This is a genomic window from Larkinella arboricola, assembly GCF_003259745.1.
In the GTDB taxonomy this organism is placed as follows: domain Bacteria; phylum Bacteroidota; class Bacteroidia; order Cytophagales; family Spirosomataceae; genus Larkinella; species Larkinella arboricola.
In genome coordinates this window covers 54,912-80,473 of record NZ_QLMC01000004.1, presented here as the reverse complement: position 1 = coordinate 80,473, position 25,562 = coordinate 54,912, and the positions used below count along the sequence as shown (strand labels likewise).

At 53.2% G+C, this 25,562-nt stretch carries 25 protein-coding genes and 1 riboswitch; of the genes, 11 read left to right on the top strand and 14 right to left on the bottom strand.

What is annotated here, in order from left to right; genetic code table 11:
- Nucleotides 1-70 precede the first annotated feature (70 nt).
- The 5 genes from thiE to ggt all read right to left on the bottom strand — a co-directional run bounded on the left by thiE (nt 71) and on the right by ggt (nt 5,524).
- Nucleotides 71-691 (bottom strand): thiamine phosphate synthase, encoded by a 621-nt coding sequence (thiE, locus tag LX87_RS16120; RefSeq protein ID WP_111629303.1) that lies wholly within the window; start codon nt 689-691, stop codon nt 71-73.
- A gap of 2 nt (nt 692-693) precedes the next feature.
- Nucleotides 694-1,494, bottom strand: a complete 801-nt coding sequence (gene thiM, locus LX87_RS16115) for a hydroxyethylthiazole kinase (protein ID WP_111629302.1) — start codon at nt 1,492-1,494, stop codon at nt 694-696.
- Nucleotides 1,495-1,541: 47 nt separating this feature from the next.
- A riboswitch (TPP riboswitch) is annotated at nt 1,542-1,643 on the bottom strand.
- A 20-nt stretch (nt 1,644-1,663) separates the two neighbouring features.
- On the bottom strand, nt 1,664-2,908 hold the full coding sequence (fabF, locus tag LX87_RS16110; protein ID WP_111629301.1) for a beta-ketoacyl-ACP synthase II: 1,245 nt from the start codon (nt 2,906-2,908) through the stop codon (nt 1,664-1,666).
- Nucleotides 2,909-3,045: 137 nt separating this feature from the next.
- Nucleotides 3,046-3,657, bottom strand: a complete 612-nt coding sequence (locus LX87_RS16105; RefSeq protein WP_146624490.1) for a DUF6624 domain-containing protein — start codon at nt 3,655-3,657, stop codon at nt 3,046-3,048.
- A gap of 67 nt (nt 3,658-3,724) precedes the next feature.
- On the bottom strand, nt 3,725-5,524 hold the full coding sequence (ggt, locus tag LX87_RS16100) for a gamma-glutamyltransferase (protein WP_111629299.1): 1,800 nt from the start codon (nt 5,522-5,524) through the stop codon (nt 3,725-3,727).
- Nucleotides 5,525-5,654: 130 nt separating this feature from the next.
- On the opposite strand from ggt, the gene LX87_RS16095 reads away from it, so the two are divergent.
- The 4 genes from LX87_RS16095 to mnmE all read left to right on the top strand — a co-directional run bounded on the left by LX87_RS16095 (nt 5,655) and on the right by mnmE (nt 9,931).
- The gene (locus LX87_RS16095) at nt 5,655-6,899 is read left to right on the top strand and encodes an ABC transporter permease (RefSeq protein WP_111629298.1); all 1,245 of its coding nucleotides are present in this window, start codon (nt 5,655-5,657) and stop codon (nt 6,897-6,899) included.
- A gap of 50 nt (nt 6,900-6,949) precedes the next feature.
- On the top strand, nt 6,950-7,438 hold the full coding sequence (locus tag LX87_RS16090; RefSeq protein WP_111629297.1) for a DUF8785 domain-containing protein: 489 nt from the start codon (nt 6,950-6,952) through the stop codon (nt 7,436-7,438).
- A gap of 25 nt (nt 7,439-7,463) precedes the next feature.
- Nucleotides 7,464-8,465 (top strand): oxygenase MpaB family protein, encoded by a 1,002-nt coding sequence (locus LX87_RS16085; RefSeq protein ID WP_111629296.1) that lies wholly within the window; start codon nt 7,464-7,466, stop codon nt 8,463-8,465.
- Nucleotides 8,466-8,554: 89 nt separating this feature from the next.
- On the top strand, nt 8,555-9,931 hold the full coding sequence (gene mnmE, locus LX87_RS16080) for a tRNA uridine-5-carboxymethylaminomethyl(34) synthesis GTPase MnmE (RefSeq protein WP_111629295.1): 1,377 nt from the start codon (nt 8,555-8,557) through the stop codon (nt 9,929-9,931).
- An 86-nt stretch (nt 9,932-10,017) separates the two neighbouring features.
- On the opposite strand, the gene LX87_RS16075 is transcribed toward mnmE, so the two are convergent.
- Nucleotides 10,018-10,869 carry a glycerophosphodiester phosphodiesterase gene (locus tag LX87_RS16075; RefSeq protein ID WP_111629294.1) on the bottom strand — a complete coding sequence of 284 codons (852 nt, stop codon included), beginning with the start codon at nt 10,867-10,869 and terminating at the stop codon, nt 10,018-10,020.
- A gap of 108 nt (nt 10,870-10,977) precedes the next feature.
- Nucleotides 10,978-11,595 (bottom strand): hypothetical protein, encoded by a 618-nt coding sequence (locus LX87_RS16070; protein WP_111629293.1) that lies wholly within the window; start codon nt 11,593-11,595, stop codon nt 10,978-10,980.
- A 130-nt stretch (nt 11,596-11,725) separates the two neighbouring features.
- On the opposite strand from LX87_RS16070, the gene LX87_RS16065 reads away from it, so the two are divergent.
- From LX87_RS16065 to LX87_RS16045, 5 genes are all read left to right on the top strand, one after another.
- Nucleotides 11,726-12,973 (top strand): M16 family metallopeptidase, encoded by a 1,248-nt coding sequence (locus LX87_RS16065; protein WP_111629292.1) that lies wholly within the window; start codon nt 11,726-11,728, stop codon nt 12,971-12,973.
- A 136-nt stretch (nt 12,974-13,109) separates the two neighbouring features.
- Nucleotides 13,110-13,775 (top strand): O-methyltransferase, encoded by a 666-nt coding sequence (locus LX87_RS16060; RefSeq protein ID WP_111629291.1) that lies wholly within the window; start codon nt 13,110-13,112, stop codon nt 13,773-13,775.
- A gap of 6 nt (nt 13,776-13,781) precedes the next feature.
- Nucleotides 13,782-16,040, top strand: a complete 2,259-nt coding sequence (locus LX87_RS16055) for a LysM peptidoglycan-binding domain-containing protein (RefSeq protein WP_111629290.1) — start codon at nt 13,782-13,784, stop codon at nt 16,038-16,040.
- 16 nt (nt 16,041-16,056) lie between these two features.
- Nucleotides 16,057-16,620 (top strand): DUF3109 family protein, encoded by a 564-nt coding sequence (locus LX87_RS16050; protein ID WP_111629289.1) that lies wholly within the window; start codon nt 16,057-16,059, stop codon nt 16,618-16,620.
- A gap of 20 nt (nt 16,621-16,640) precedes the next feature.
- On the top strand, nt 16,641-16,967 hold the full coding sequence (locus LX87_RS16045) for an MGMT family protein (RefSeq protein WP_111629288.1): 327 nt from the start codon (nt 16,641-16,643) through the stop codon (nt 16,965-16,967).
- A 7-nt stretch (nt 16,968-16,974) separates the two neighbouring features.
- Here LX87_RS16045 and LX87_RS16040 read toward each other — a convergent pair whose 3' ends face one another.
- The 4 genes from LX87_RS16040 to LX87_RS16025 all read right to left on the bottom strand — a co-directional run bounded on the left by LX87_RS16040 (nt 16,975) and on the right by LX87_RS16025 (nt 20,214).
- Nucleotides 16,975-17,451 carry a response regulator gene (locus LX87_RS16040; RefSeq protein ID WP_111629287.1) on the bottom strand — a complete coding sequence of 159 codons (477 nt, stop codon included), beginning with the start codon at nt 17,449-17,451 and terminating at the stop codon, nt 16,975-16,977.
- 203 nt (nt 17,452-17,654) lie between these two features.
- The gene (mtgA, locus tag LX87_RS16035) at nt 17,655-18,455 is read right to left on the bottom strand and encodes a monofunctional biosynthetic peptidoglycan transglycosylase (RefSeq protein ID WP_111629286.1); all 801 of its coding nucleotides are present in this window, start codon (nt 18,453-18,455) and stop codon (nt 17,655-17,657) included.
- 86 nt (nt 18,456-18,541) lie between these two features.
- Nucleotides 18,542-19,696 (bottom strand): radical SAM family heme chaperone HemW, encoded by a 1,155-nt coding sequence (gene hemW, locus LX87_RS16030; RefSeq protein WP_111629285.1) that lies wholly within the window; start codon nt 19,694-19,696, stop codon nt 18,542-18,544.
- A gap of 65 nt (nt 19,697-19,761) precedes the next feature.
- Nucleotides 19,762-20,214, bottom strand: a complete 453-nt coding sequence (locus LX87_RS16025) for a GNAT family N-acetyltransferase (protein WP_111629284.1) — start codon at nt 20,212-20,214, stop codon at nt 19,762-19,764.
- 334 nt (nt 20,215-20,548) lie between these two features.
- On the opposite strand from LX87_RS16025, the gene LX87_RS16020 reads away from it, so the two are divergent.
- A complete protein-coding gene (locus LX87_RS16020; RefSeq protein WP_111629283.1) occupies nt 20,549-20,989 on the top strand; it encodes a DoxX family protein in 441 nt (146 codons plus the stop codon).
- Between the two features lie 9 nt (nt 20,990-20,998).
- On the opposite strand, the gene LX87_RS16015 is transcribed toward LX87_RS16020, so the two are convergent.
- The 3 genes from LX87_RS16015 to LX87_RS16005 all read right to left on the bottom strand — a co-directional run bounded on the left by LX87_RS16015 (nt 20,999) and on the right by LX87_RS16005 (nt 22,873).
- A complete protein-coding gene (locus tag LX87_RS16015) occupies nt 20,999-21,799 on the bottom strand; it encodes a PhzF family protein (RefSeq protein ID WP_111629282.1) in 801 nt (266 codons plus the stop codon).
- A gap of 15 nt (nt 21,800-21,814) precedes the next feature.
- Nucleotides 21,815-22,501 (bottom strand): hexitol phosphatase HxpB, encoded by a 687-nt coding sequence (gene hxpB / locus LX87_RS16010; RefSeq protein ID WP_111629281.1) that lies wholly within the window; start codon nt 22,499-22,501, stop codon nt 21,815-21,817.
- Nucleotides 22,502-22,585: 84 nt separating this feature from the next.
- On the bottom strand, nt 22,586-22,873 hold the full coding sequence (locus LX87_RS16005) for a YciI family protein (RefSeq protein ID WP_111629280.1): 288 nt from the start codon (nt 22,871-22,873) through the stop codon (nt 22,586-22,588).
- 128 nt (nt 22,874-23,001) lie between these two features.
- Between LX87_RS16005 and LX87_RS16000 the strand changes: the two genes are divergently transcribed.
- Nucleotides 23,002-25,464, top strand: a complete 2,463-nt coding sequence (locus LX87_RS16000) for an alpha/beta hydrolase family protein (RefSeq protein ID WP_111629279.1) — start codon at nt 23,002-23,004, stop codon at nt 25,462-25,464.
- Nucleotides 25,465-25,562 lie beyond the last annotated feature (98 nt).

The window sequence follows — 25,562 nt, the reverse complement described above, 5'->3', positions numbered from 1 at the left end:
TGAGTGAATTTTGAATGAATCGCTTCGCAAGGGGTGATAATTGGCGAACCATTTACGCATTCAAACTCACTTATTCGCTCATTAATAAACTCAGTTCCCGGGCGGCCTCGTAAGGCGACGGGTGGCCGCAGATGGCCGAAACGACGGCGGCTCCCGTGGCCCCCGCCCGCATCACATCCCGGATGTTTCCGGCGTTGATGCCGCCGATGGCAAACGTGGGCAGGCGAGTCTGTCGGCAAATTTCTCGAAGCCCTTCCAGTCCCAGCAAACTGGAGGTGTCCTGTTTCGTCGCTGTCGGAAAAATGGCGGCCACTCCGAGATAATCAATATCGGCACCTTTAGCTTCCTGCAACTCCGTCAGGTTGTTTACCGAAAGGCCCAGAATTTTGTCCAGCCCGATCAGCTTCCGGACCAGGTGGTGCGGCATATCATCCTGCCCCACGTGTACCCCATCGGCATCGACGGCCAGCGCTACATCGACGCGGTCGTTGATGATCAGTCGGGCGCCGTACATCTGCGTAATCCGTTTCAGTTCTCCAGCCAGTTCCACGAAGGCGCGGGTTGATGCGGTTTTTTCCCGCAGCTGCACCCACCGGACCCCGGCCCGGCACGCTTCCTCCACGATGTATGGCACGGTATGACCCGCCCGACAACCCATGTCGGTGTCGGTCACCAGATACAATTCGCTCATGATTACGATAATTTCAACCGGGTTTCCAGATCCGATTGGGCCAGTTGATATAGACTATCAAGGAAGTTAAGCTGCAAACTACCGGGGGCCGCCTGTTTCTCAGCGGCCAGCTCTCCCGCGATTCCCATGACGGCCATCGCGTGGGTTGCAGCCCGAAAATAGTCGGAATTTATCGCAGCAAACGCGCCGGCCAAGGCCGTAGCAGTACAGCCCATGCCCGTTACTTTGGCCATCAGCGGATGACCGTTGGCAATGGTAGCGGTTTGGTCGTTCTGAATGATGTAATCCGTAGCACCACTGATCACCACCACGCAGCCCCAGGTCTGGCTCAGTCGTTTGGCGGCTTCCACGGCGGCATCGGACCCCACGGTGCTGTCAACTCCTTTGGTCTGGGCATCCAGACCAGCCAGCGCCAGTATTTCCGACGCATTACCCCGGATGATGTCGGGTGTTGCCAGCGTCAGAAGTTCCTGACTAACCCGGTTGCGGTAGGCCGTTGCACCCACCCCCACCGGATCGAAAACAACCGGTTTGCCCAGGTCTTTGGCCCGGCGCATCGCCAGTTTCATTCCGGCAACAAACGTGGCATCCAGCGTGCCGATGTTGACGACCAGGGCGCTGGAAATAGTGACAAAATCCTCGACTTCTTCGGGTGCATGAACCATCGCGGGCGACGCGCCCAGGGCCAGCAGCGCGTTGGCCGTGTTGTTCATGACCACAAAATTGGTGATGTTGTGAATCAGCGGAGCCTGCGCGCGAATGGTTGCGAGGTCAGTCCAGATCGATTGAGGTGATGGAAACATATTGCTGTCAATGAGTTAGGCTACAGCAACTTTGGAGGTAAGCAGATGGCTTCTCGGTAACTTTTCCCTACGGCAGTACAAACTGCATCAGGTGATAAGGGTATGCTCTCAGTCAGTCCGGTTCGGTCCTGACACCCCTAAAGTTGCCCGACAAAGGTAGAAGATTTCTTTATATTTTTTTGAAAACTACAATACCGTTATGCCCGCCAAAACCGAATGTATTGCTCATGGCCGTATTAACCGGCGTAGAGACGGCTTCTTTGAAAACAATGTTCAGACTTTCCGGAATGGCCGGATCACGCACCTCGGTATTGATCGTGGGCGGAATCACGTTGTCACGGATAGCCAGCAGACTAATCAGGGCTTCGATGGCCCCGGCGGCTCCCATCAAATGGCCCGTAATGGACTTGGTGGCGCTGATTCGCAGCCGGGTTTTCCGGTTGCCGGTCAATCGGGCCACGGCATTCATTTCCGACAGATCACCCACCGGCGTGGAGGTCGCGTGAGCGTTCAGATAATCCAGATCTTCCATGTTCAGCCGGGCTTCTGTCAGGGCAAGTTGCATGGCCTTCGTGGCGCCGACGCCCTCCGGATGCGTAGCCGTAATGTGGTATGCATCGGCGGTCATAGCCGCACCCACAATTTCCCCGTAGATGGTAGCGCCCCGGGCCTTGGCGTGTTCGTATTCTTCCAGCACCAGTGCGCCCGCTCCTTCGCCCATGACAAAACCGTCGCGCTCCACATCAAACGGACGGGAAGCCGTTTGCGGACTGGCATTCCGGGTCGACATGGCTTTCATGGAACAATAGCCGCCAAACGAAGACGGTGTAATGGCGGCATCGGAACCACCACTGACAATGATCTTTGCTTTGCCCAGTCGAATGTAATTGAAGGCATCCATCAGAGCCGAATTGGAACTCGCACAGGCCGAAACCGGCGTGTAATTGATCCCCATAAAACCGTGCCGGATGGAAATCAGACCGGATGCCAGATTGACCAGCACCTTCGGAACCAGAAACGGACTGAAGCGCGGCTGACCGTCGCCCCGGGCAAATTCGGTGGTTTGTTCTTCCAGAGTTTCCGTACCGCCCTGCCCTGAAGCCCAGATGACGCCCACATCGAAGGGGTCCATTGCGGCCAGATCAAACCCGGAATCCTGAATCGCCTGATCGGCGGCCACAAGAGCGTATTGCGTGTAGCGGTCGGCCCGCTTGATATCGGTACGGTTTAAGTACTGCGCCGGGTCATAACCGCCGATTTGGGCGGCAAATTGCGTGCGGTACCGGGAAGCGTCAAAACGGGTAATGGGAGCAAAAGCCGAACGGCCTTCCACGGCATTTTGCCAGAATGTGGGAATATCTTTACCGATGGGCGTAAACGCGCCCATTCCGGTAACAACAACGCGGTGTAACATAGGTAGACCAGTGAGTACGAAAATTGTCCGCAAAGAAAGCGACTTCCCCCTTAAAAAGATACCCACGGATTAAAGTCCGTGGGTACAATACATCTTCGCAATTAAACTGACGCCTGAACGACGGAGCCGTAAAGGCATTATTTTTTAACCCCCATCCGCGCGAGGTAAGCCGACATGGGTTCCAGGTCCATCTCTCTGCGACGCTGATCCAGATTGGCTTCATCTTCAACCGGATACACATCTTTTTTCCCCTGATTGTTGATGTGAATCTGCGTGCCGTAAATCTGTTTTTCCTTTTTCTGGACCTTCACCTGATCGGTCAGAAATGCCACACCGGCTTTGTCCAGTTCGCCTTTCTGCGCAGCCTCGGTCAACATCGGTAAATACTTTTCGTGAACTGCCCGGTCGGTGCTGTGCTGGATAATCAGAAAAGCCACCTGATCCAGCGGCTGCCCGACCACACTGCGGCCCGGATAACTGCCCACCTGATCGATCATTTTTTCGACTTCGGCCAGATGTGCTTTGTCCATGTCCTTGATTTTCTGGCGGGCATCCTGCGCTTCTTTGGCCCCCCAGCCGTATTGCCGCTCTACGGCGTCATAAGCCGCCCGTTCTTTCTGATCTTTTTCGTAAATCTGGGTCAGACGTTTCCGCACGTCGGCCAGATTGGCGGTATTTTTCGTGGCCTGCGCCCATCCACTTACTGTAATAACGCACAGGACAAGAAGAGAAAGGAATTTCGTTTTCATGATTACAAATGGACTTAATGAACTGGTCATCTGATAAAAACCCGTTTCGGTCCGCAAGGTTTAAAATTCAATAGCCCACCGAAGTATTGTCCGCCCGGGGGTCCGAAGCGCCCTCAAGCGTCCCGTCGGGCCGGAGCAGCACGCAGTCCATGCGCCCCAGCGAATTGGTGAGTTGTTCGAGCACATAGCCGCGCGACTGGAGCTTTTGGATGGTTTCGTCCGAAAAAGCGCCGTTTTCAAACGTGGTTTTGTCGGGCAGCCACTGGTGGTGAAACTTCAGCGCGTTGACCGACTGCTGCATCGTCATACCGTGATCCAGCACGTTCAGAATGGTCTGGTAAACCGACGTAATGATGGTCGAACCGCCGGGCGTCCCGACTACCATGTACAGTTTACCGTCCTGCTCTACGATGGTGGGCGTCATCGACGACAGCATCCGTTTACCCGGCGCAATGGCATTGGCCTGATTGCCAATCAACCCGAACATATTGGGCACTCCGGGTTTGATGCTGAAATCGTCCATTTCGTTGTTCATCAGGAAGCCCGCTCCATTCACGACAACCCGGCTGCCGTAACCGCCGTTCAGCGTAGTGGTGATCGATACGGCATTCCCGTCTTTATCGACCACCGAAAAATGCGTGGTTTCCAGGCTTTCGTAACCCGGTACATTGCCCCCTTTCACGTTCCGGCTGTCGGTGGCCCGGGCAAAATTAAAATCCGCCCAACGGGTTTGCAGGTAGTTTTTGTCGATCAACTGCGCCACCGGCACTTTCACAAAATCCGGGTCGCCCAGAAACTTGGCGCGGTCGGCATAGACGCGTCGCTCGGCTTCAATCATCACCTGCACCGTCGAATCGCTGTTCCAGCCCCACCGACGTAGCGGATATGGCTCCACCAGCTTCAACAACTGCAATAAGGCCACCCCCCCGCTGGACGTGGGCGGCATGGTAATGATTTTGTAGTTGCGGTAGGTGCCCACCAGCGGGTCGCGCCAGACGGCATGGTAATTTTTCAGATCATTTTCCGTGATAATACCGCCCCCGCGCTGCATTTCAGCGACCAGCAAACGAGCGGTTTCGCCTTCGTAAAAACCCGCCCGACCCTGCTGCTGAATCCGCCGTAGTGTCTGACCTAAATCTTTCTGAATCAGCAATTCGCCCGTTTTCCAGTCGGTTGTGTCGGGTTTCATAAAATACCGTTTATCCGGGTTCACCGACAGAAATGAACTTCGGGTCCGGTTAAGTCCCAGGGCTTCGCGTTCGGTCAGAGCAACGCCTTTTTCGGCCAGATCAATGGCGGGTTGCAGCACCTGCGCCCAGGTCAGCCGGCCAAACCGGCGGTGGGCTTCCACCATGCCGTCAACCGAACCCGGCACCCCGCTGGCCAGATGGCCGGTGATGCTCAGCCGTGGAATGACGTTCTGAGCCGAATCCAGGTACATATCTTTATGCGCTTTTTCGGGCGCTTTTTCCCGGTAATCGAGCGTGTAAGCCTGCCCGGTTTGGTCACGGTACACCATAAAACCGCCCCCACCGATGTTGCCCGCGCCCGGATACACCACCGCCAGCGCAAACTGCACCGCCACGGCGGCATCCACCGCGTTACCGCCTGCTTTCAGAATTTCAACGCCAACGCGCGACGCTTCCGGGTGCGCCGACGCGACCATACCGTTCTTGCCCAGGACGGCCTGACGATCCGAAAAATACGGCCCTGCCTTGCGGGCGACGGTTTGTTTTTTTTCGTTCTCGTACTGATAAACGCCGGAACTCTGCCGCACGCCCGGCGATTTCTGACCCGTCCGACAGGCTCCCAGCAGGGCCAGAAACAGGATTATTGCACAATGGATAGATCGAGTTACCTTTTTCATACGGGCTAATGTCGTAAACCACTAATCTACAAAAACAAACCAAACATCCGCCGAAACGACCTTCGCTTGCAAATCGTTTGGAATCTATCAAACGGCCTGATAACTTTAATAGGTCATAAAACACAATCACTTGAAATTTCTCAGACAGACCTACGAAAGCTTCCGGTTCGCGTGGCAGGCCCTGCGCTCGAACCTCCTCCGGACCACGCTCTCGCTGCTGGGCGTGACCATCGGTATTTTTGCGATCATTGCCGTATTTACAATTGTCGATTCGCTGGAACGGAATATCAAAGACAGTCTGGCGGGTATTGGCGACCGGGTGATGTATATCCAGAAATGGCCCTGGGGTTTTGGCGGGGGCGAGTACCAGTGGTGGAAGTATTTCCAGCGCCCGGAACCGTCGCTCACCGAATTTAAATTTCTGGAAGAACGCCTGGAAAACGCCGAAGCGGTGGTGGCTATGGATTTTCGGGGCCAAGTGACGGTTAAAAACGGCAACAACAGTCTTCAGTCCCTTATTCAGGGAACCTCGCTGGATTACAACAAAATCTCGAACGTTCCGGTCGAAAAGGGCCGGTATTTCTCTCAGCAGGAGATCGACGCGTCCCGCAACGTAGCCCTCATCGGTGCCGACGTGGCCGAAACCCTGTTTCCCGAACAGGACCCGGTTGGGAAAGAGTTTAAGCTAAACGGCCTGAAATACATCGTGATTGGTGTACAGGAACGCAAGGGCGAAAGTCTGGTCAACTTTGGCGGCAACCCCGACAAAAAATGCCTGATTCCCATTGGGGCTTTTGCCAAAATGTACCATTCGGTCTACCCCAGCATCGACATTGCGGTAAAAGGGCTTGAAACCGACGAAGGGCTGCTCGAAGCCGAAAGTGAAGTGCGGGGACTGTTGCGGGCGCGCCGGGGACTCAAACCGATGCAGGAGGACAATTTTGCGCTGAACCGCCCCGAAGCAGCCGCCCAGGCCATTTCGGGCCTTTTTGCGGTACTGACAATTGCCGGTTGGGTTATCGGGAGCTTCTCGATTCTGGTGGGTGGTTTTGGTATTGCCAACATCATGTTCGTGTCGGTTAAAGAACGCACCAACATCATCGGCATTCAGAAATCACTGGGGGCTAAAAACTACTCCATTCTGTTTCAATTTCTGTTTGAAGCGGTTTTTTTAAGTTTAATTGGTGGTGGCGTCGGCATTTTGCTTGTTTATTTGTTGTCATTTATAAAGCTGGGCAGTCTGGAGATTATTTTATCTCCCGCCAACATTATGCTGGGTCTGGGTGTATCTAGTATTATCGGTACGATTTCCGGTATATTGCCAGCCCTGGTAGCTGCCCGAATGGACCCCGTCATTGCCATCCGATCGAAGTAAGATGGCTTTGCGGATTATCTGGTAACGTGTTCCAAAACTGACAACGATTCATGAGACGGATTCTGTTTCTGCTGATTTTTCTGCTACTGATTTTTGGTGTTTTTTATTACCTGACGGTCTGGAGTTACAGCGACGGCGAACGCGCCGGTACCATTTCCAAATACAGCCGCCGGGGTTACGTTTTCAAAACCTGGGAAGGCGTTCTGAATGTCGGCGGTTTTTCGGGCGAAACGGGTTCGCTGACTCCTCAATATTTCGACTTCTCCGTGAAAGACGACTCGGTAGCGCGGCAGATTAACCAGGCCGTTAAAACCGGTCAGCGTGTGACGCTTCATTATGAGGAAAAACTGGTTAAACTGCCCTGGAACGGCGAAACCAAGTACTTTGTAACCGCCGTTGAGATTGTGGACCCGCAATACCAGTACGGTATGCCCGGTCAACGGTATTACCCGAACCAACCGGCTCCGCAAACGCCCCCCGCGCAACAATCCCTGCCCGCACCGGTTGATACGGTACCCGTACAAAGGGATACGTTATAAGGACGGGATAAGCCTTTGGCTACCAATGCTAAAAACCATTCATCCAAGCCGGACCTTTCCGGACGAACTGCTGAGCCAGTACCGTCAACAGGGCGATCCGCCCGCCGATGCGGTCATTGCATCCGTGGCCGATCAGTACGGGCGCGCGGGCGTAGGTTCGCTACTGCGCTGGCTGGGTAATACCGCTGAGTCAGATGGCTCGGCGCAACATCCGGCGGTCCAGGAATTTTTGCAAACGCACGCGTTACTTCCCAACTGGGCGGACTCACGGCAGATGGACATCGCCAGACAGTTTTTCCAGAAGCATCGGGTCAGCATCAGTTTGATTTTAGGATGTTATTCATTGCCGTATTGTTACGCCGGAGCCGACGGTGCCCGGGTACTCTGGTTTTCTGAACGCATTCGGAACGATACCCTGAAACGGCTGGAAGAAACCGGCGAATGGGTGTTTAGCATCATGAAAAAGCGGGATTGGGAAACCGGCAAGACCGTGTCCCGTACCCTGAAAGTCCGGCTGATGCATGCCGCCATCCGCTGGTTTACGCTACACGGCGGGCAGTGGAACAGAGATTGGGGTTACCCTGTCAATCAGGAGGATATGGCCGGTACGAATCTGGCGTTTTCGTATATTGTGCTGCGGGGCCTGCGCAAAGCCGGTGTTGCCATGACGGACGATGAAGAGGAAGCGTATCTGCACCACATCAACGTTACCGGTTATTTGCTGGGTGTTGCAGAAGAGCTGTTACCCCGCAACCGGCGCGAAGCCTTTCACCTCGACCGCGCCATTGCCCGGCGGCAATTCCGTTCGTCGGAACAGGGCCAGGGCCTCACCCGTTCGCTGCTGGAAACGTTTGAACGGCTCAGTCCTCCATCCGGACGGAACCTCCCGGCGGCCCAAATGCGTTTCTTCCTCGGTGATGAGGTAGCCGATTTGCTGGCAGTTCCCGCCGTACCGCTGGAAAAACGGCTGGTCGGGCTGGCCAACTCGCTGCCTATTTTCCCTAAATTATTGAATTACAATTCCTGATTAGCGCTGATAATCGCTGATTAGCTCTGTGTAATACCTATTCATCAGAGACTATCAGGGAGCATCAGAGGTAATCAGAAACTATCAGCATGAACATTTTACAACAGGAGCCGATTGCGGCTTTGGCAACGGCACCGGGCATTGGAGCCATTGCCGTACTCCGGGTTTCGGGCGAGCGGGCCATTGAGATTACCAACCGGCTTTTTCGGGGCAAGGACCTGACGCAACAGGCTTCGCATACCGCACATTTCGGCACCATTCGGGATCAGGCCAACACGGTTATCGACGAGGTGCTGGTCACTATTTTCCGCAGTCCCGCTTCGTTTACGAAAGAAGATGTGGTTGAGATTTCGTGCCACGGGTCAGAGTACGTGATCCGGCAGATTCTGCGTTTGTTGCTCAAAGAAGGCGTCCGAATGGCCCAGCCGGGTGAGTTTACACAGCGGGCGTTCCTGAACGGTCAGTTTGATCTGGTTCAGGCCGAAGCCGTGGCCGACCTGATTGCCGCCGACTCCGAAGCCACGCACCGGGCCGCGCTGACGCAGCTCCGGGGTGGTTTTTCCCGGCAACTGAAAGCCCTCCGCCAGCAACTCATCGAGTTTGCCGCCCTGATTGAACTGGAACTGGATTTCGGAGAAGAAGACGTGGAGTTTGCCCAGCGCGACGATCTGCGCCAGCTTGTCTGGTCCATTCAGCGGGTATTACGACCTTTGATTGAATCGTTTTCGGTTGGTAACGCGATCAAGAACGGGGTTGCCACGGTGCTGGCCGGAAAGCCTAACGCCGGTAAATCAACGCTGCTGAATGCGCTGCTAAATGAAGAAAAAGCCATTGTTTCGGATATTCCCGGCACTACCCGCGATGTGATCGAAGACGAACTGTTTATCGACGGCATTCGGTTTCGGCTGATTGATACCGCCGGACTTCGCGAAGCCACCGACGCCATCGAAGCCATTGGCGTTGAACGCACCCGCCAGCAACTTGATAAAGCCGCCATCATTGTCTATCTCTTCGATGCCGCCGAAACCCCACTTACTGAACTGGAAGAAGTACGGGCGGAATTGCAGCAACGGAGCGTTCCTTACCTACTGATCGCCAACAAGATGGACAAATTATCTGAGGAACAGCTGGCGCAGTGGCAGCTTCAGTTTGGCAACGAACTGGTGGCTATTCAGGCGAATACCGGCAACAATCTGGATCAAATGACCCGACGGCTTACCGATTTTGTCCGGTCGAATGCCGTTCCGGGCAGTACTGTGGTTACGAACCTGCGCCATTACGAACACCTGACGCAGACGGATGCGGCCCTGGCCCGCGTTCTCGACGGTCTGGATGCCGGATCGACCCAGGACTGGCTCGCCATCGACCTGCGCGACGCCCTCCGCCATCTGGGTGAGTTGACGGGCGAGATCACAACGGACGATCTGCTGGCTACGATTTTCAGTAAGTTCTGTATCGGAAAGTAACCGCGCTCAACAACGTTTTTGCATCACTTCCCTATACTGCGTATATCTGTTTAGCGACTTTTTAGTCGCTAAACAGACAAGATTCATTACTTTATTTTCACCCAGGGCATTTTAGCCTTCATCCAGGTCAGGACTTCTACCGGAATGTCGGAGCAGAGATAATCGCAGCCCAAGGCCACCCCCAATTGGAAATCCTGGACGGTATGCCCCGGCCAGCAACTGACCAGAAGGCCAGCCGCCTGCGCATCCTTCACGTTTTTACGGCTCGTTCCACTCAGGTTACAGCCAATGCGTTTCACCCCCAAATCCAGGGTTTCCTGCACGACGTCCTTGGTTAACGGGGATGACGTGATAAACAGCAGATCGACTTCAGGATACTTGGCTTTCAGGTATTGTAGCGGGCGCTTGTCGAACGAAGTCAACAAATAGGTAGACCCATTGGGTCTTTTTGACATCACGGCTTTGTACAACTGATCGCAGTATTTTTCGAGCAACTCCTGTGGATATGCTTTGGGCGTTGTTTTCATTTCAAACTCCAGGTAAACACCCGGTTTATCCGCAAAATAAGCCAGCAAATCATCCAGGAAGAGCAGCGGATTGCCTTTCTTCGTTTTCACTTTGCGCAAGTCAGCCGCGTTCATTTCTTCCACAATTCCCTGGCTTGTCGTCATCCGGTCCAGAGAGGCATCGTGCGAAATGACCAATTGCCCATCTTTACTGATTCGAATATCGGTTTCAAATCCACGCAGGCCCTTTTCGTAACTATTCCGAAAAGCCTGAAGGGTGTTTTCATCCTGTTCATGGGCTCCTCCCCGATGGGCAAAAAGTTGTACGGCTTTATCTTGCGCGTATACGTTTTGAAGGGGAACGCCGAGTGTAAAGCATAAAAGGCAACCTAAAAAAAATGATAAAAAGCGACAGGTACGGTTTTGAGCCATTGTAGTATTTTTAAGGTAAGGGAATGCGTCAAAAGTAAAAAAATCTCAGCACTCTCCATACGATTCGCAGCGTTGACGCCCCTGGCACTACCTGTCGGATTCTTTGTTTTACCGTCCTTTGAGGGTATAGTGAACGGTTGCCACCGGCTGCAACGGCTTCCGGCCATAGCCCGGTGTGTAGATGTCCTGGCCCATCAGTTCGGGCTTGCCGCCCACAAAAGAGTTGAACTGCATACCCAGGTCAACGGCTAAACGCTGCGTGATGCTGGTTCGAACCCCGCCCGCAAACCCGGCACTCAACAGGTAGTTATCCTGCTGCGCTTCCCTTTCCAGGGCCGGACAAGGGGCCATCAGGCAATTTAGGACCGTGGTATTTTTACCGGCCTGTTTAACATAGCCATTGGTTATATGAAAGCCAAGAAAAAGCCGAAACCGGTCGGATGGGTTAAAAAAGGCCCGTGCTCCCAGCCGAAGGTATGCTCCACGCGTTGTGCCTTCCCAATAAAAATCCTGAAATCTATTCCCATTTGAAGAAGACGTGGGAAATGTATAACCGCCCTGCGCAAAAAATTCATGATGCGGACTTTTTGTCCAGGTCGCACTCAGTTCAAGGGTGCGATTGAGCAATGGGACGGCATTAAGCCCGATTTGCGTCGTGGGGCTTTGCGCCAGTAAAGCGTTGCTCCACAGAACGAAACCGACCAGCAGCGTAGAGATAGTCTTCATACTTGCATTGGGATGAAATTTTCTTTCACTAAATTTAGTTTTTATTTCTACACCTGCAAGGGTTCTTTCTAACGCCCCACGGGTAGGAATAATCAGTAGACCTTGTGCAGTGAATCAAGGTTGGAACAGAATGGAAGAATACGAACTATATACTTTACCGAACGGCATTCGGATTGTTCATAAACAAGTACCGCATACCCAAATTGCTCATTGCGGCATCATGCTCGACATCGGCAGCCGCGACGAATTACCCCAGCAGGAGGGTCTGGCCCACTTCTGGGAGCACATGGCCTTCAAGGGTACTAAAAAGCGCAAGTCCTTTCACATCATCAACCGGCTCGAAACCGTAGGCGGTGAACTGAACGCATATACCACCAAGGAGAAAGTCTGTTTTCACGCGTCGGTGCTGGGTCTGCATTTCGAAAAAGCCACCGAGCTACTGGCCGACATTGCCTTTCATTCCGTTTTCCCCGAAAAGCAGATTGAAAAGGAACGGAGCGTGATTCTGGAGGAAATGGCGATGTATTACGACTCGCCCGAAGACGCTTTGCAGGACGATTTTGACCAGGTGGTTTTCAGGAATCACCCGCTGGGTGGCAACATCCTCGGTCGGCCCGAAACCGTCCGGTCGTTTACGCGCGACCAGCTTCAGGAATTCATTGGTGAGAATCTGGATACTGAGCGGGTTGTGTTTGCGTCGGTCAGCAACCTGCCGTTCAGCAAGGTCAGGAAGATTGCGGCCAAATACCTCAGCGACATTCCACACCGCACCTCGGAACGGAAACGGATTGCACCCGGCCAGTACGAACCCCAGCGTGTAACGGTCGAACGGCCCATCACGCAGGCGCAGTGTGCCATTGGTCGCCCGTCTTACGCCCTACCCGATCCGCGTCGGCTGCCGTTTTTCATGCTGGTTAACCTGCTCGGCGGCCCGGGTATGAACTCCCGGCTGAACATGAACCTGCGCGAAAAATACGGTCTGGTGTATTCCATCGAAGCCAGCTACACGCCTTTTCTGGATACCGGTTTTCTGGGAATTTATTTCGGTACCGACCAGAAACACCTCGACCGAAGCAGCACGCTCATTAACCGCGAACTGAAAGCCCTGCGCGAAAAACCGCTGACGAAACTGCAATTGCACAACACCAAAGAGCAGTTGATGGGACAACTCGCGATGTCGGAGGAAAGCAACCAGAGCCTGATGCTCACGATGGCCAAAAGCATTCTGGATACGGGTAAACTGGATTCCCTGAACGAAATTTTCAGCGAGATCCGCCAGGTCGAAGCCGGTTTGCTACAGGACCTGGCCAATGAGATGTTTGACGAAAGCCGCCTGAGCTACCTGACCTTCCTGCCGGAGCCGGATGAGGATAAATGACGCCCACGTCCCGGCTTTACCGTCCATCGCGAAAAGTAAGACAAAATAGGATCGCGGTATTCCCGTTAACAGTTTAATCGTACCTTTACAAAAACCACCGGCTTTCGTTTCATCGCCTAAAGCCCCGCAAACCGGCATGGATTTTTTGCCACCCGACATTTCTGCCTACGCTGACGCGCACACTTCGCCCGAAAGCGAGTTGCTGCGCCAGCTCAATCGAAACACCTACGCCCGCGTGCTGTACCCCCGGATGTTGTCGGGCCATATGCAGGGGCGCTTGCTGTCGATGTACGCCCGGATGCTCCGCCCCCGCCGGATTCTCGAAATTGGCACCTTTACGGGCTATTCTGCCCTTTGTCTGGCCGAAGGGCTGGCCGATGACGGTGTTCTGATTACCATCGAAAAAGACGATGAGCTGGAGTCCTTTGCGCGCTCCTACTGGAATCAGTCGCCGGTTGGGCACCTGATTGACCTGCGTATTGGCCATGCCGTTGAGCTTGTTCCGACGCTGGACGGACCGTTCGATCTGGTGTTTATTGACGCCGACAAAGAAAACTACAGCCTGTACTACGACCTGGTTTTTGACAAAGTGCGAACCGGTGGCATTATTTTAGCGGATAATGTGCTGTGGAGCGGGAAGGTGGTAAAACCGGTTGGCAACGGCCGGACGGCGGCCCATCGCCGGGCCGACAAAGACACACAGCATGTCCTTGATTTCAACCGCAAAGTAAACGAAGATCCCCGCGTCGAGCAGGTTCTGCTGCCGGTTCGGGATGGGTTAATGATGATTTACAAAAAATAACAACGTATGAAAAAAAGCCTGCTGACTTTCTCTCTACTCCTGTTCCTGACCCACGTTTTTGTTCTTCCCGGCAACGCCCAGAATCCCGTTAACGTTCCGCCTTCCATCCGGTTTGCGGACCTGACCGTCCGGTTTGACGACGGTGCACGGCGCATCATCCAGCGGGACATTACCTCGCTGGTGCAGTCGAACCGGAAATACTGGGAGGCCAAGCTCGACCGGGTCGTGCTTTATTTTCCGTTGATTGAGTCTATTCTCCTGGAGGAAGAAGTACCGGTTGACCTGAAATACCTGGCCGTTCAGGAAAGTTCGCTGACGCCCGATGCGGTGTCGGCTTCGACAGCAGTAGGCTACTGGCAGTTTAAGAAAGAAACCGCCACCGACCACGGACTGCGGGTGGATGATGAAGTAGACGAGCGCAAAAGCATTGTCGCTTCAACCCGTGGAGCTGCCCGGTATTTTAAACGCAACAACGCGGTGTACAACAACTGGGTATCGTCGCTCTACTCCTACTACCTCGGTACCACCGGCATCAGCAAACTGGTTCCGGCAGATTGGGCCTACGCCAAAGAAGTCACGCTGAACGAGAAAACCGACCGGTATATCCTGCGTTTTTTCGCCCATAAAATAGCCCTCGAAAACGTTTTACCGAACTATCGTACGACCAATGCCTTCGCGCTGGTGGAATACCCCAACGGCAGCGGCAAAAAGGTTTCGCAACTGTCGGCAGAACTGAATATCGACGAAACCGAAATCCGCAAGTATAACCGCTGGATTCTGGGCAACAACATTCCAGACGACCGGGAGTACGTGCTGGCCATTCCGGCATCGGGCGATCAGGCCGTGGCTTTACGTCGGCAGGTACAGCGAACCAAATCGCAGCCGGTAAGCCAACCCCGTGCGACCGCAGCCGCAGCGCCCAAATATGATACAGGTTTTCCGATTCTGCGAAAGGTCAATTATACCAAGGGAAAACCGGATGTGGTTCTATACGAAATCAACGGTTTGCCGGGAATTCAGGCCCTACAGGGCGACAACGTCTCCACCCTGGCCCGCAAATCCCGGGTCAGCGTCTCGAGCTTCATGCGGTACAACGACATGACCGACCGTTCGCCCATCACGACGAATGAAGTATATTATCTGGCCAAAAAAATGCGAAAAGCGACGGTGCCCCACCATACCGTTCAGGCGGGCGAAACCTCCTGGAGCATTTCGCAGATGTACGGTATCCGGTTGAAAAAACTCCTGCGTTACAACCGCATCGACCGTTCGGAGCGCCTGCAGGTAGGCCGGGTGATGTGGCTGCGCGAACGTCGCCCTGGCAACAAGCCCGTCGAAATTATTAAAACGCCGACCACACCTGCCCCTGCCTCGCAGCCTATTGCGTCGCAACCCGGTACCGAACCGAACGATTCGAATCGCCCGGCCAACACAATTCCCCGCAATGCGTCGGAACGGAAATTATACACCCCGAAGCTGGTAGAATCGAAAGATGCACCGGCTTCGAGCGAATCACGGGTAGCAAGCTCACCCTCCAGAAGCACGCCCGCGAGTCGGCCCGCTGAAAAACCGGCCAGCACACCCACCAGACCGGTAGAAGAAGAGGCCGAACCGGTTAGCAATCCGAAAATGACAATGCAAAGCTCCGGTTCTACCCAACGGGTTGTGATTGTTCGCCCGGAAAACGGGAGTTCTTCCAGTTCTGACTGGGAACCGACCCCCATGCGGTCAACCAACCCGGCTCCGAGCAGCCGCCCTGCGGAACGCAAACCCGTCGAAACGGCTCCGGTAATGGCGAAACGCCCGACCACGCAACCTTCCGAAGACGTTTCTGCACCGGCAACCCGTTCAACACCGGCCCCTAAAACCAACTCGCCCGCCCGGACCACAAGCTCTTCACGGTCGATGACGCACAAGGTGGAACCGGGACAAACGTACTATAGCATTTCACGGCTTTATGGAGTGACAGTCGATGAGCTGCTTGCCTGGAATAACCTGACGCAGAACGACAAGCTGGCGGTGGGTCAATCGCTGGTCATTAAAGGAGAAGGTGACGCGTTTAAAACCCCGGCAGCTACGGGCACGAGCACGTCCAAAGATCCACTGGTAAGTGAAGAAATCATTTACCATACCGTGCAGAAAGGCGAAACGTTATACCGCATTTCGAAACAGTACGGGGTTGCCGTTGAACAGATTCAGAACTGGAACCAGCTACCGAGTGGCGGTGTTACCGTAGGTCAACAATTGAAAATAATTAAGAAATAAGCACGGCCAACAACTGATGATACTCATTGATAACACCTGCATCAGCGATGATGTAGCCGAAAAGTTTTTTGTTTGCAACCTGGATAAATGCAAGGGCGCCTGTTGCGTAGAAGGCGATCTGGGCGCTCCGCTGGAAGATTCGGAACTCGAAATTCTGGACCAGATTTATCCGCAGGTAAAACCGTATTTGCTGCCCGAAGGTATAAAAGCCATTGAAGAACAGGGCTTGTATGAGTCTGACGGCGACGGTGGTTTCGTTACGACAACTATCAACGGACGCGAATGTGTTTTCGCCAATTACGACGAGCGCGGTATTCTGAAATGCGGTATTGAGCAGGCGTATAAGGACGGAAAAATCGATTTCAAAAAGCCGATTTCGTGCCACCTTTATCCGATTCGCATCACCAAATACGATCACTTCCACGCGCTTAATTACGACCGCTGGCCCATTTGCAGCCCGGCCTGTGACTTTGGTAAAGAACTCGGCGTTGAGGTCTATAAATTTCTGAAAGAGCCGCTCATCCGGATGTATGGACCGAAATGGTATGATGAGCTGGTACACGAAATTGAAGACAAATAACCGATCTGTCGGCGGCAGGTATGGAACAGCGCGATTATTTCGAGGATGTCTATGATGTGGTGCGGCTCATACCACCGGGCCGCGTCACAACCTATGGTGCCATTGCCCGCTATTTAAGCCTGCGGGCGGGCGCCCGGATGGTAGGTTGGGCGATGAATGCCGCTCACGGGCGGGATGTACCGGCCCACCGCGTGGTCAACCGCATTGGTGTTTTATCCGGAAAGCATTTTTTTGGAAGCCCGACGGCCATGCAGGACCTTTTGGCCGCCGAGGGTGTTCGGGTCACAGATGACCGGATCGAACAGTTTGACAAGGTACTCTGGGACCCCACCACCGAATTACAGTAATCAACCTTCAAAGCTGCGACCAGCGAACGCTGGGCACTTCCAGAAAACAGGCCTGCATGCTGATGACGAGGTGGTTGTAATCGTCCATCAGATTGGGCTTTTGCAGATAACCATTGGCGCCCAGGCTGTAAGCTTCCTGCACCAGATCCTCCTCAATGGAGGTCGATAGCATCACGGTGGGAATATGCTTGAGCAGGGGGTTACCTTTAATGGCTTGCAACACTTCGATGCCGCTCATCCGGTGCATATTAACATCCAGAATAATCAGACCGCAGGAAGCAATTTTTTCTTGGGCGTCTTCACTTTCCGTCAGGCTCTTCATCAACTTTTCACCATCTTCATATTGGAGAATCTGGTGTTTAGCGCCCACATTCTGAAAAGCCCGGTGAATAAAATGACGATCATCTTCGTCATCATCTACGATAATGACACAGATTTTACGCTGTAGGGAAGGAGATCTCAGTAGCCCGGCTGACTGTGGCATTTGTGTTGAAGTAAGTTCAAGATACGGTAACAGTAATGAGATAGGTGGCAGCAAAATTCTGCCGGGTGGTGTTTTTAGTAAAGCAGAACGACCCTCATTTCTATCAGGATCAGGCTCCTAACCCTCCCGGAAGGAATGAACAGTTTTTTCCATTTTGATTACAACGTTCATCTCGTATTAAAAATACAACTAATTCGAGCAATTCACAAATTTTCCAGATAACGCCGACCACCCAGATACCGCATCTGACGGCTGATCTGGCGGGTTCGTTTTTCAATATAAGCCGACGGTTTTTTGATGGAAAATAAGCGGGGATTGGGCAGTACGGCGGCAATCCGGGCGGCTTCGGTACGGGTGAGCGTTTTGGCCGAATGACCATAATACCGGCGTGAAGCGGCTTCCACTCCAAACGTTAACGGTCCTGTTTCGGCCACATTCAGGTATACTTCCAGAATCCGTTCCTTGCCCCAGATGAGTTCGATTAAAAAGGTAAAATATACTTCCAGTCCTTTGCGCAGGTAACTCCGGCCGTTCCACAGAAAAACGTTTTTGGCCACTTGCTGGGAGATGGTGCTGGCACCACGCAGACGTTTTCGCGTTTTGTTTTCCTTAATGGCATCCTGGATTTCATCGAAATCAAACCCCCAGTGCTCCGGAAAAGCCTGATCTTCCGACGCGACAACCGCCAGTGCCGCTTCTTTGGAAATCTCTTCGTACGGCGTCCAGTCTTTATACAATTTACTGTCCTGACCATCGGCTTTCGCTTCCAATTTCCGCGCAATCATGAGGGGCGTTATCGAAACCGGCAGGTACTTCAGCAGGGCAACCCAACCAAATGAAATGAGAAAGGCTAAAACAACCAGTTTAGCCAGCAGCCGACCCACCCACACCAGCCACGGACGATGACGAACGGGAGAGCCAACCCGCGGGGAACGTCCCGACGGGGGGGAGGCAGGCTGGGGTGCAGACGAACGTAAACGATTAACCGGACGGGAAGTGCTCATCAAACGTAAAAATAAAGAAGAGTGATGAGTTATGAATGAAGAAGTAAGAGTTATTGTTTGACCCGTCAGTACGTTTCGCCTTTACTTTATTCCTCATCACTCTCAACCATAAACAGTTCCGCGGCTACGCGGTCGGCGAAGAGCTTGCCGGCTTCGGTTAATGTTAGTAAATGGTTTTCGAGGGAAAGCCAGCCCTGTTGGTACAGATTCTGAAGTTCGGTCCGCTGAAGAACCTGAAAATCACTTCCGGCCAGGCGCGAAAGTTCCCGCAGGTCGCAGCCCCACTTGGTGCGCAGGCCCGTCAACAGATAGTCGTTCACCTGATCAGCCCGCGACAACGGCTCGACGGTTCCGGGTACGTCGCCTTTTTCAATCGCCCGAATGTATTGGATGTTGTGGGCGATGTTATACTGACGGCTTACACCATTGAACGAATGGGCACTGGGTCCAATGCCGAGATAAGGCCGCCGTTTCCAGTAACTGCTGTTATGCCGGGCTTCACAACCCGGCTGGGCAAAATTCGAAATTTCGTACTGCTCGTAACCGTTCTCCCGCAGCGTTTGCACCAGCATAGTAAACTGTTCAGCGGCAAATTCATCCTCTGCGGCCTGTAAACGCCCTTTTTTATGCCAGTTGCCAAATACCGTGCCCGGTTCAATCGTCAGGCAATAGGCCGAAATATGCGGTACTTTTAACGATACGGCTTTCGCCAGATCGGTTTGCCAGATGCCGTGCGTGTCGGCCGGAACCCCGTAAATCAGGTCAATGGTCAGATTGGTAAAACCGGCTTCCTGCGCCAGTTGCACACAACTCCCGGCTTCTGTTGCGGAATGGGCCCGGTTCATCAGCCGGAGGTGCGGTTCGTGAAACGACTGAATACCGATGCTCAGCCGGTTGACGTATTTCCGGAAAAGCCGTAGCTGACGCAGCGGGTCCGATACCGGCCCGATCAGATCATCCGGGTTAGCTTCGAGCGTAATTTCCGCATCTGGTGCCACGGTATACTGGCGATGAATGGTTTCGAAAAGAATCTCTAATTCGGTTTCCGTCAGCAGCGAGGGTGTTCCGCCACCGAGGTAAATGGTTTCCAGACGACGGGTTGGCAGGTAATCCTTTTGCAAGTCAATTTCCCGGCAAAGCGCATCCACTAAAGCGGTTTTTTGCTTCAAATTGGTACTGAAATGAAAGTCGCAGTAATGGCAGGCTTGCTTACAGAAAGGAATATGGATATACAGGTGCATCGGCAAAATTACAAATCCTGACGCAATCCAGTTCCCGACGATCTCAAACGCAGCGTGGTACGGCTTTAAAGCGTCTTTTCCAGCACGATCGTGGTAGGGCTGCTGGCGCTTGTGACGGTGCCGATGATGTCGAAACCGTGCCGGATGTTCAGGATCAGCATATCGCGCCACTGGTTGCGGGTGTGCGTCCGGATGGCCCGGTACCCATTGGCTTTACACCAGTCGTGCTGTTGCCGCATCAGTTCACCCGCAATACCCTGACGCCGGTAATCGGGACTGACGCACCCCAGCCAGCTATAAAAATGACCGGGTTTACGCTGGTAGCCCATTTTATAACCCACCACGGCCTGGTCGTCCAGCGCCACGAGGGTGAGCATCTGCCGGTCTTTGGCTTCTTCAAACTCCTGAAAAAGCTCCCCCGGGGTCTGCCCCACAAATACACGTTGATGTAATGAAATAATAGCCCGCAGCAGGGATTCGGGCGGAAGGTCAAAGTAAATTTCGTAGCGGATTGGCATCCCACAAAATTGGCAGAAATCCGGTTTGTTACCCAAACAAAGGGTCAGAAAAGGGAAAAGGGCTTATTTTTCAGGGCACTTTTTGCAGTGCTTACCCTTCTTTTTCCACTTTTTACAGCATTTTTTGAACACGCATTCCGTCTCACCCATAAAGGAGTTCAGATCAAACTCTTTAGGGGTTTCGGCTAAAAAAGAAAATTCAAACGATTTTTCGGCTAATTCATTCATGGCGCTTTCAACAGAACGCACCAAAAGTAGTACTTATTTAGAATAATTACAAATATTATTAAACAACGGCTTCACTATCTTAACAAAATCATTTAACGTTTACGTGATGGATGGTATTAAAACGCTTGACCGGTTTCGCCCCTATGCTCCTTTTCTGCTCCGGCTGGCGTTCGGGTACCAGTTGCTCGACGCGGCTGGGCATACGGCCCTTCACCCCGCTGAAGGTATTCCGGGGTATGCCGACTGGTTAAAAAGTCTAGGTTTTCCGTTTCCGGTCCTCAGCGCAACCCTGTCAGCCTACACGGAATTTGTTGGGGCGCTGCTGATGATCGCCGGACTCTGGACGCGTCCGGCGGCTTTCCTGCTGATGATTAACTTTCTGTTTGCGGTCCTGATGGGTCATCTGGCCATTCAGGATACGTACAAAAACACGTTTCCCGCGCTCAACCTTTTCGCGATGAGCGTATTTCTCCTGCTGAACGGTCCGGGAAAACCGTCGTTTGATGAAGGGTTCCGGACCGACAAGCGAGCAGACGGCCCAGTTTAACACCGTCCGTTAAAATTCAAACTCTCCAGTCAGGTAGAGCTTCACCTGGCCGGAAATTTCCACCCGGTCATTCACCAGCTTACAACGCAGATAACCGCCCCTTTTGGAAACCTGGCGGGCCGTCATTTCGGTTTTTCCGAGCCGCTCGGCCCAATAGGGAATCAGCGTCGTATGGGCAGAACCTGTTACCGGATCTTCGTCAATGCCGGATTGGGGGCCAAAAAACCGGGAAACAAAGTCAATGGAGTCACTGCCAGGAGCCGTCACGATAAGGCCCCGGGCCGGAATGGTTGCCATTTCCCGGAAATCGGGTTTTAACTCCCGTACCTGCTGCTCGTTTTCAAAAACAATCAGGTAGTCGGTTTTTCCTTTCAGCACTTCCACTGGCTTGATACCGCCCAGACTGGTTTCCAGCGCAGGCGGGTGAATGGCAATGTGGGTTGTATCAGCCGGAAAATCCAGAATCAGCCAATCGTTATCACGGCACACTTTCAGCACCCCGCTACGGGAGTCGAAGGTAATAACGTCGCCAGGCGTTGTTTTTTCCAGATGAAACACGACATAGGCCGACGCCAGCGTGGCATGACCGCAGAGATCGACCTCCACGGTGGGCGTAAACCAGCGAATGTGATAAGCGCCGTTTTCTGGATCAATGGGTACATAAAAAGCCGTTTCGGCCAGGTTATTTTCAGCCGCAATGGCCTGCATGGTTTCGTCGGGCAACCACTCGCTTAAGGGACAAACAGCGGCCGGATTACCGCAAAAAACCTGATTGGTAAACGCATCCAGTTGATAAAGTCGAAAAGGCATAGTGAGTCTGGGTTTTCAGCGGATTGCTGATGCAATGGACAGTTGATTTTCTAATTCCCTTAGTTGAGCCGGGGTGAATTCGGTTAGCGACGGTATTTTCAGCGTGGCCAGCTCGAATTTGGAATCGTTGAATTCATAGTCTGCCGGAACTGAAACCGTCAGCATCCCGGCCGCGTGAGCCGATTTCAGGCCGTTGCCGGAATCTTCAAATGCCACACAGGCGCGCGGTTCAACGCCCAGTTTATGGGCCGTGCCCAAGTACACATCCGGATGAGGCTTGTTGCGTTTTTCCAGCGTCGCCGAATGCCAGATGGTAAAATAATCCCGAATCTGCAAACGGTCAATCACCGCTTCGATCAACTGCATGGGCGAGGCTGAGGCAATTGCCATCGGAATGCCCTGCTGCTGAAACAGATCCAGAATTTCCGGAACGCCCGGCATGGGCTGCGCCTGAGCCTGAATCCGTTCGTGAACCCGGTCAATAATTTCGTCGCCTATCTCCTCTATGCTGCGGTTGTGCCAGGGATGCCTTTCGTACCAATACCGCACCACGACGTCGGTTGGTAAACCCGTGGTCCGTTTGCACATCTCATCGTCCATTTCCAGCCCAACCGTACGAAACACTTCAATTTCTATTTCCCGCCAGTGCGGTTCGGAATCGACCAGCAGGCCGTCCATGTCAAATATTGCTGCCTGAATCATTGCTTTTAGGGTATTCGGTTATCAGTTAACTGATGGGCACCGGATTGTGTTGTTACCAAAAACTGAAAACCGCAAACTACTAGATTAGATTTCCGCTTGTCGAAAGGGTTTAATATCGATTCGCTCCCACACCTTACCGGTTATATATACTTCCGTCTGTAGCCAGTTGTTTAGTTGCTCTTCCGAATCAAAATCCAGCAGCATCATGGAACCAATCATTTTACCGGCGGCATCCAGCAAAGCCCCGCCCAGGATGAAATGACCGGCGGTTTTAAGCTGGCGAGCGCCATCAAGGTGTTGAGTCCGAACCGCCAGACGCCGGTTCAGCGCCTGTTCGTCCGTATAATCGTAAGCGTGAAGAACGTACTGCATAATTATACCAATACTACAAAAAATACCATCGAAGCTTGCTGAATCCAGATTTGTTTTTATCCAAATCTAAGCCTTTTCCTTTATTGTGGCTAATTTCAGGATTTAAAACGCACTTCTCCTATTCATCAATGAAACAACTATTTACTGGATTGGTTTGCCTGATGGCCATTCGGGCAACAGCCCAGACGCCAGCCAGCACCCCATCCCCACTCACCGTAGAAAAAATAATGCAGGACCCTAAGGGCTGGATCGGGACCTCGCCATCCGATATTTTCTGGTCGGAAGACTCAAAAACTCTTTATTTCAACTGGAATCCCGCCCGGGCCAAAAGCGATTCGCTGTATAAAATTGCGCTGATGGGCGACCGGAAACCCGTAAAGGTCATGCCCGCTGAACGGCGGAATCTGCCGCTTGCAACGGGTAGTGTATACAACCGGAGCCGAACCCTGAAACTGTACGAAAAAGAAGGCGATCTGTTTCTGCTGGACTGCAAACCGACGAAAAACGGAACCCCACCCCCCCACCGGCTTACCAATACCGTGGAGCGCGAAAGCAGTCCGGCGTTCAGCGGTGACGAGAAAAAAATAATTTTCACCCGTGCCAATAATTTATTTACCGTAACCCTGGCCACGGGCGAAATCACACAGATAACCTATTTCGACGCGACGCCCAAAAAACCGGAAACCAAACCTAATTCGCAGGAAGCCTGGCTGAAACGCGACCAACTGGCGTTGTTTGATGTGCTGCGGGAGCGCAAAGCCAAAAAAGACGAAGGTGAGAAAATTACCAAAACCGGGCAGTTCAAACGACCGAAGCAGTTTCATACCGAAGGCCGTCAGGTACTTAACCAGAAGCTCAGTCCCGACGAGCGGTTTGTTACATTCTCGCTGGTGAAATCGGCGCAGGGAGCCAAAACCGCCATTGTCCCCAATTATGTAACCGAATCGGGCTTTACGGAAGACCTACCCGCCCGGACCAAAGTGGGTGCCCCCACCGCCAGTTCGGAGCTGTATGTCTACGATATTCAGGGCGACACGATTCAGGCGGTCTCAATCAAAGGAATTCCGGGTATTTCTGACCTGCCGGATTACGCCAGAACCGGCCCCACGCCCGTGCCCGATAGCAGCATGCGACGCGGCCCTTCGGCGGGCGCAACCGGGGCGGATACGACCGGAAAAACAAAAAAAACGACGGAGCGCAACGTCGCCATCAGTACGCCAATCTGGTCGGAAGACGGTAAACACGCCGTTGTGATCATTCGGGCATCCGACAACAAAGACCGCTGGATTATGCGGCTCGATCCGGCTACGCGCCAGTTGAAACTCCTGGACCGGCAGCGCGATGAAGCCTGGATTGGCGGATACGGGGCGTCCACGTCCACAACCGGTTTTCTGGCCGATAACCAGACGCTCTACTTTCTGTCCGAAGCCGACGGTTATTCGCACCTCTACACTGTCAATGTGGTTACCGGGGAGAAGAAACAGTTAACAAATGGGAAATTCGAAGTTCAGCAGGTACAACTATCGAACGACAAAAAGTTCTTTTACCTGACAACGAACGAGGTTCACCCCGGCGAACAGCACTTTTACCGCATGGCCGTCAACGGCGGAGAACGCACCCAACTCACCACGATGACCGGAGCCAACGACGTAACGCTCTCGCCCGACGAAACCAAACTGGCCATTCGGTATTCGTACAGCAACAAGCCGTGGGAGTTGTTTTTGATGGATCAAAAACCCGCGGCAAAAGATCGGCGGAAGGCCGCAGACGCCCCGAAACCGCTTCAGCTCACCCATTCCCTGACGCCCGAATTTCAGGCGTATCCCTGGCGCGAGCCGGCGCTGGTAACCATTCCGGCCCGCGACGGGCAGACCATTTACGGACGGCTTTACAAACCCGCCAAACCCAACGGAAAAGCCGTGCTGTTTGTACACGGGGCGGGTTATTTGCAAAACGCTCACAAGTGGTGGAGTCAGTACTTCCGCGAATATATGTTCCATAACCTGCTGGCCGACAAGGGCTACACCGTTCTGGATATCGACTACCGGGCCAGCGCGGGCTACGGGCGCGCTTGGCGGACGGGCATTTACCGGCATATGGGCGGCAAGGACCTGACCGACAACATCGATGCAGCCCAGTGGCTGGTCAAAACGCAGGGCGTTGATGCCAAACGAATTGGTCTTTACGGCGGTTCCTACGGCGGCTTTATCACGCTGATGGCGATGTTTACGACACCCGACGTGTTTGCGGCCGGGGCAGCCCTGCGGCCCGTTACCGATTGGGCGGCTTACAACCACGGATACACCGCTAACATCCTGAACGAACCGTATAGCGATACGCTGGCCTACCGCCGGAGTTCACCCATTTATTTTGCCAACGGTCTGAAGGGCCATCTGCTGATTTGCCACGGCATGGTTGATGTGAACGTGCATTATCAGGACGTGGTGCGCCTGACGCAGCGGCTTATCGAATTACGGAAAGAAAACTGGGAGGTAGCTTCCTATCCGGTTGAAGATCATGCCTTTGTAGAGCCTACCAGCTGGATGGACGAATACAAGCGCATTCTCAAATTATTCGAAGAACGGCTTTAACAGACACGAACTAAGCCTTTTTCTGCGTTGTTATCAAAATAGGCGTCCTTTTTCGGGAAACGCTGGCTACGCTTTCTATCTATACGCAACCTATATAA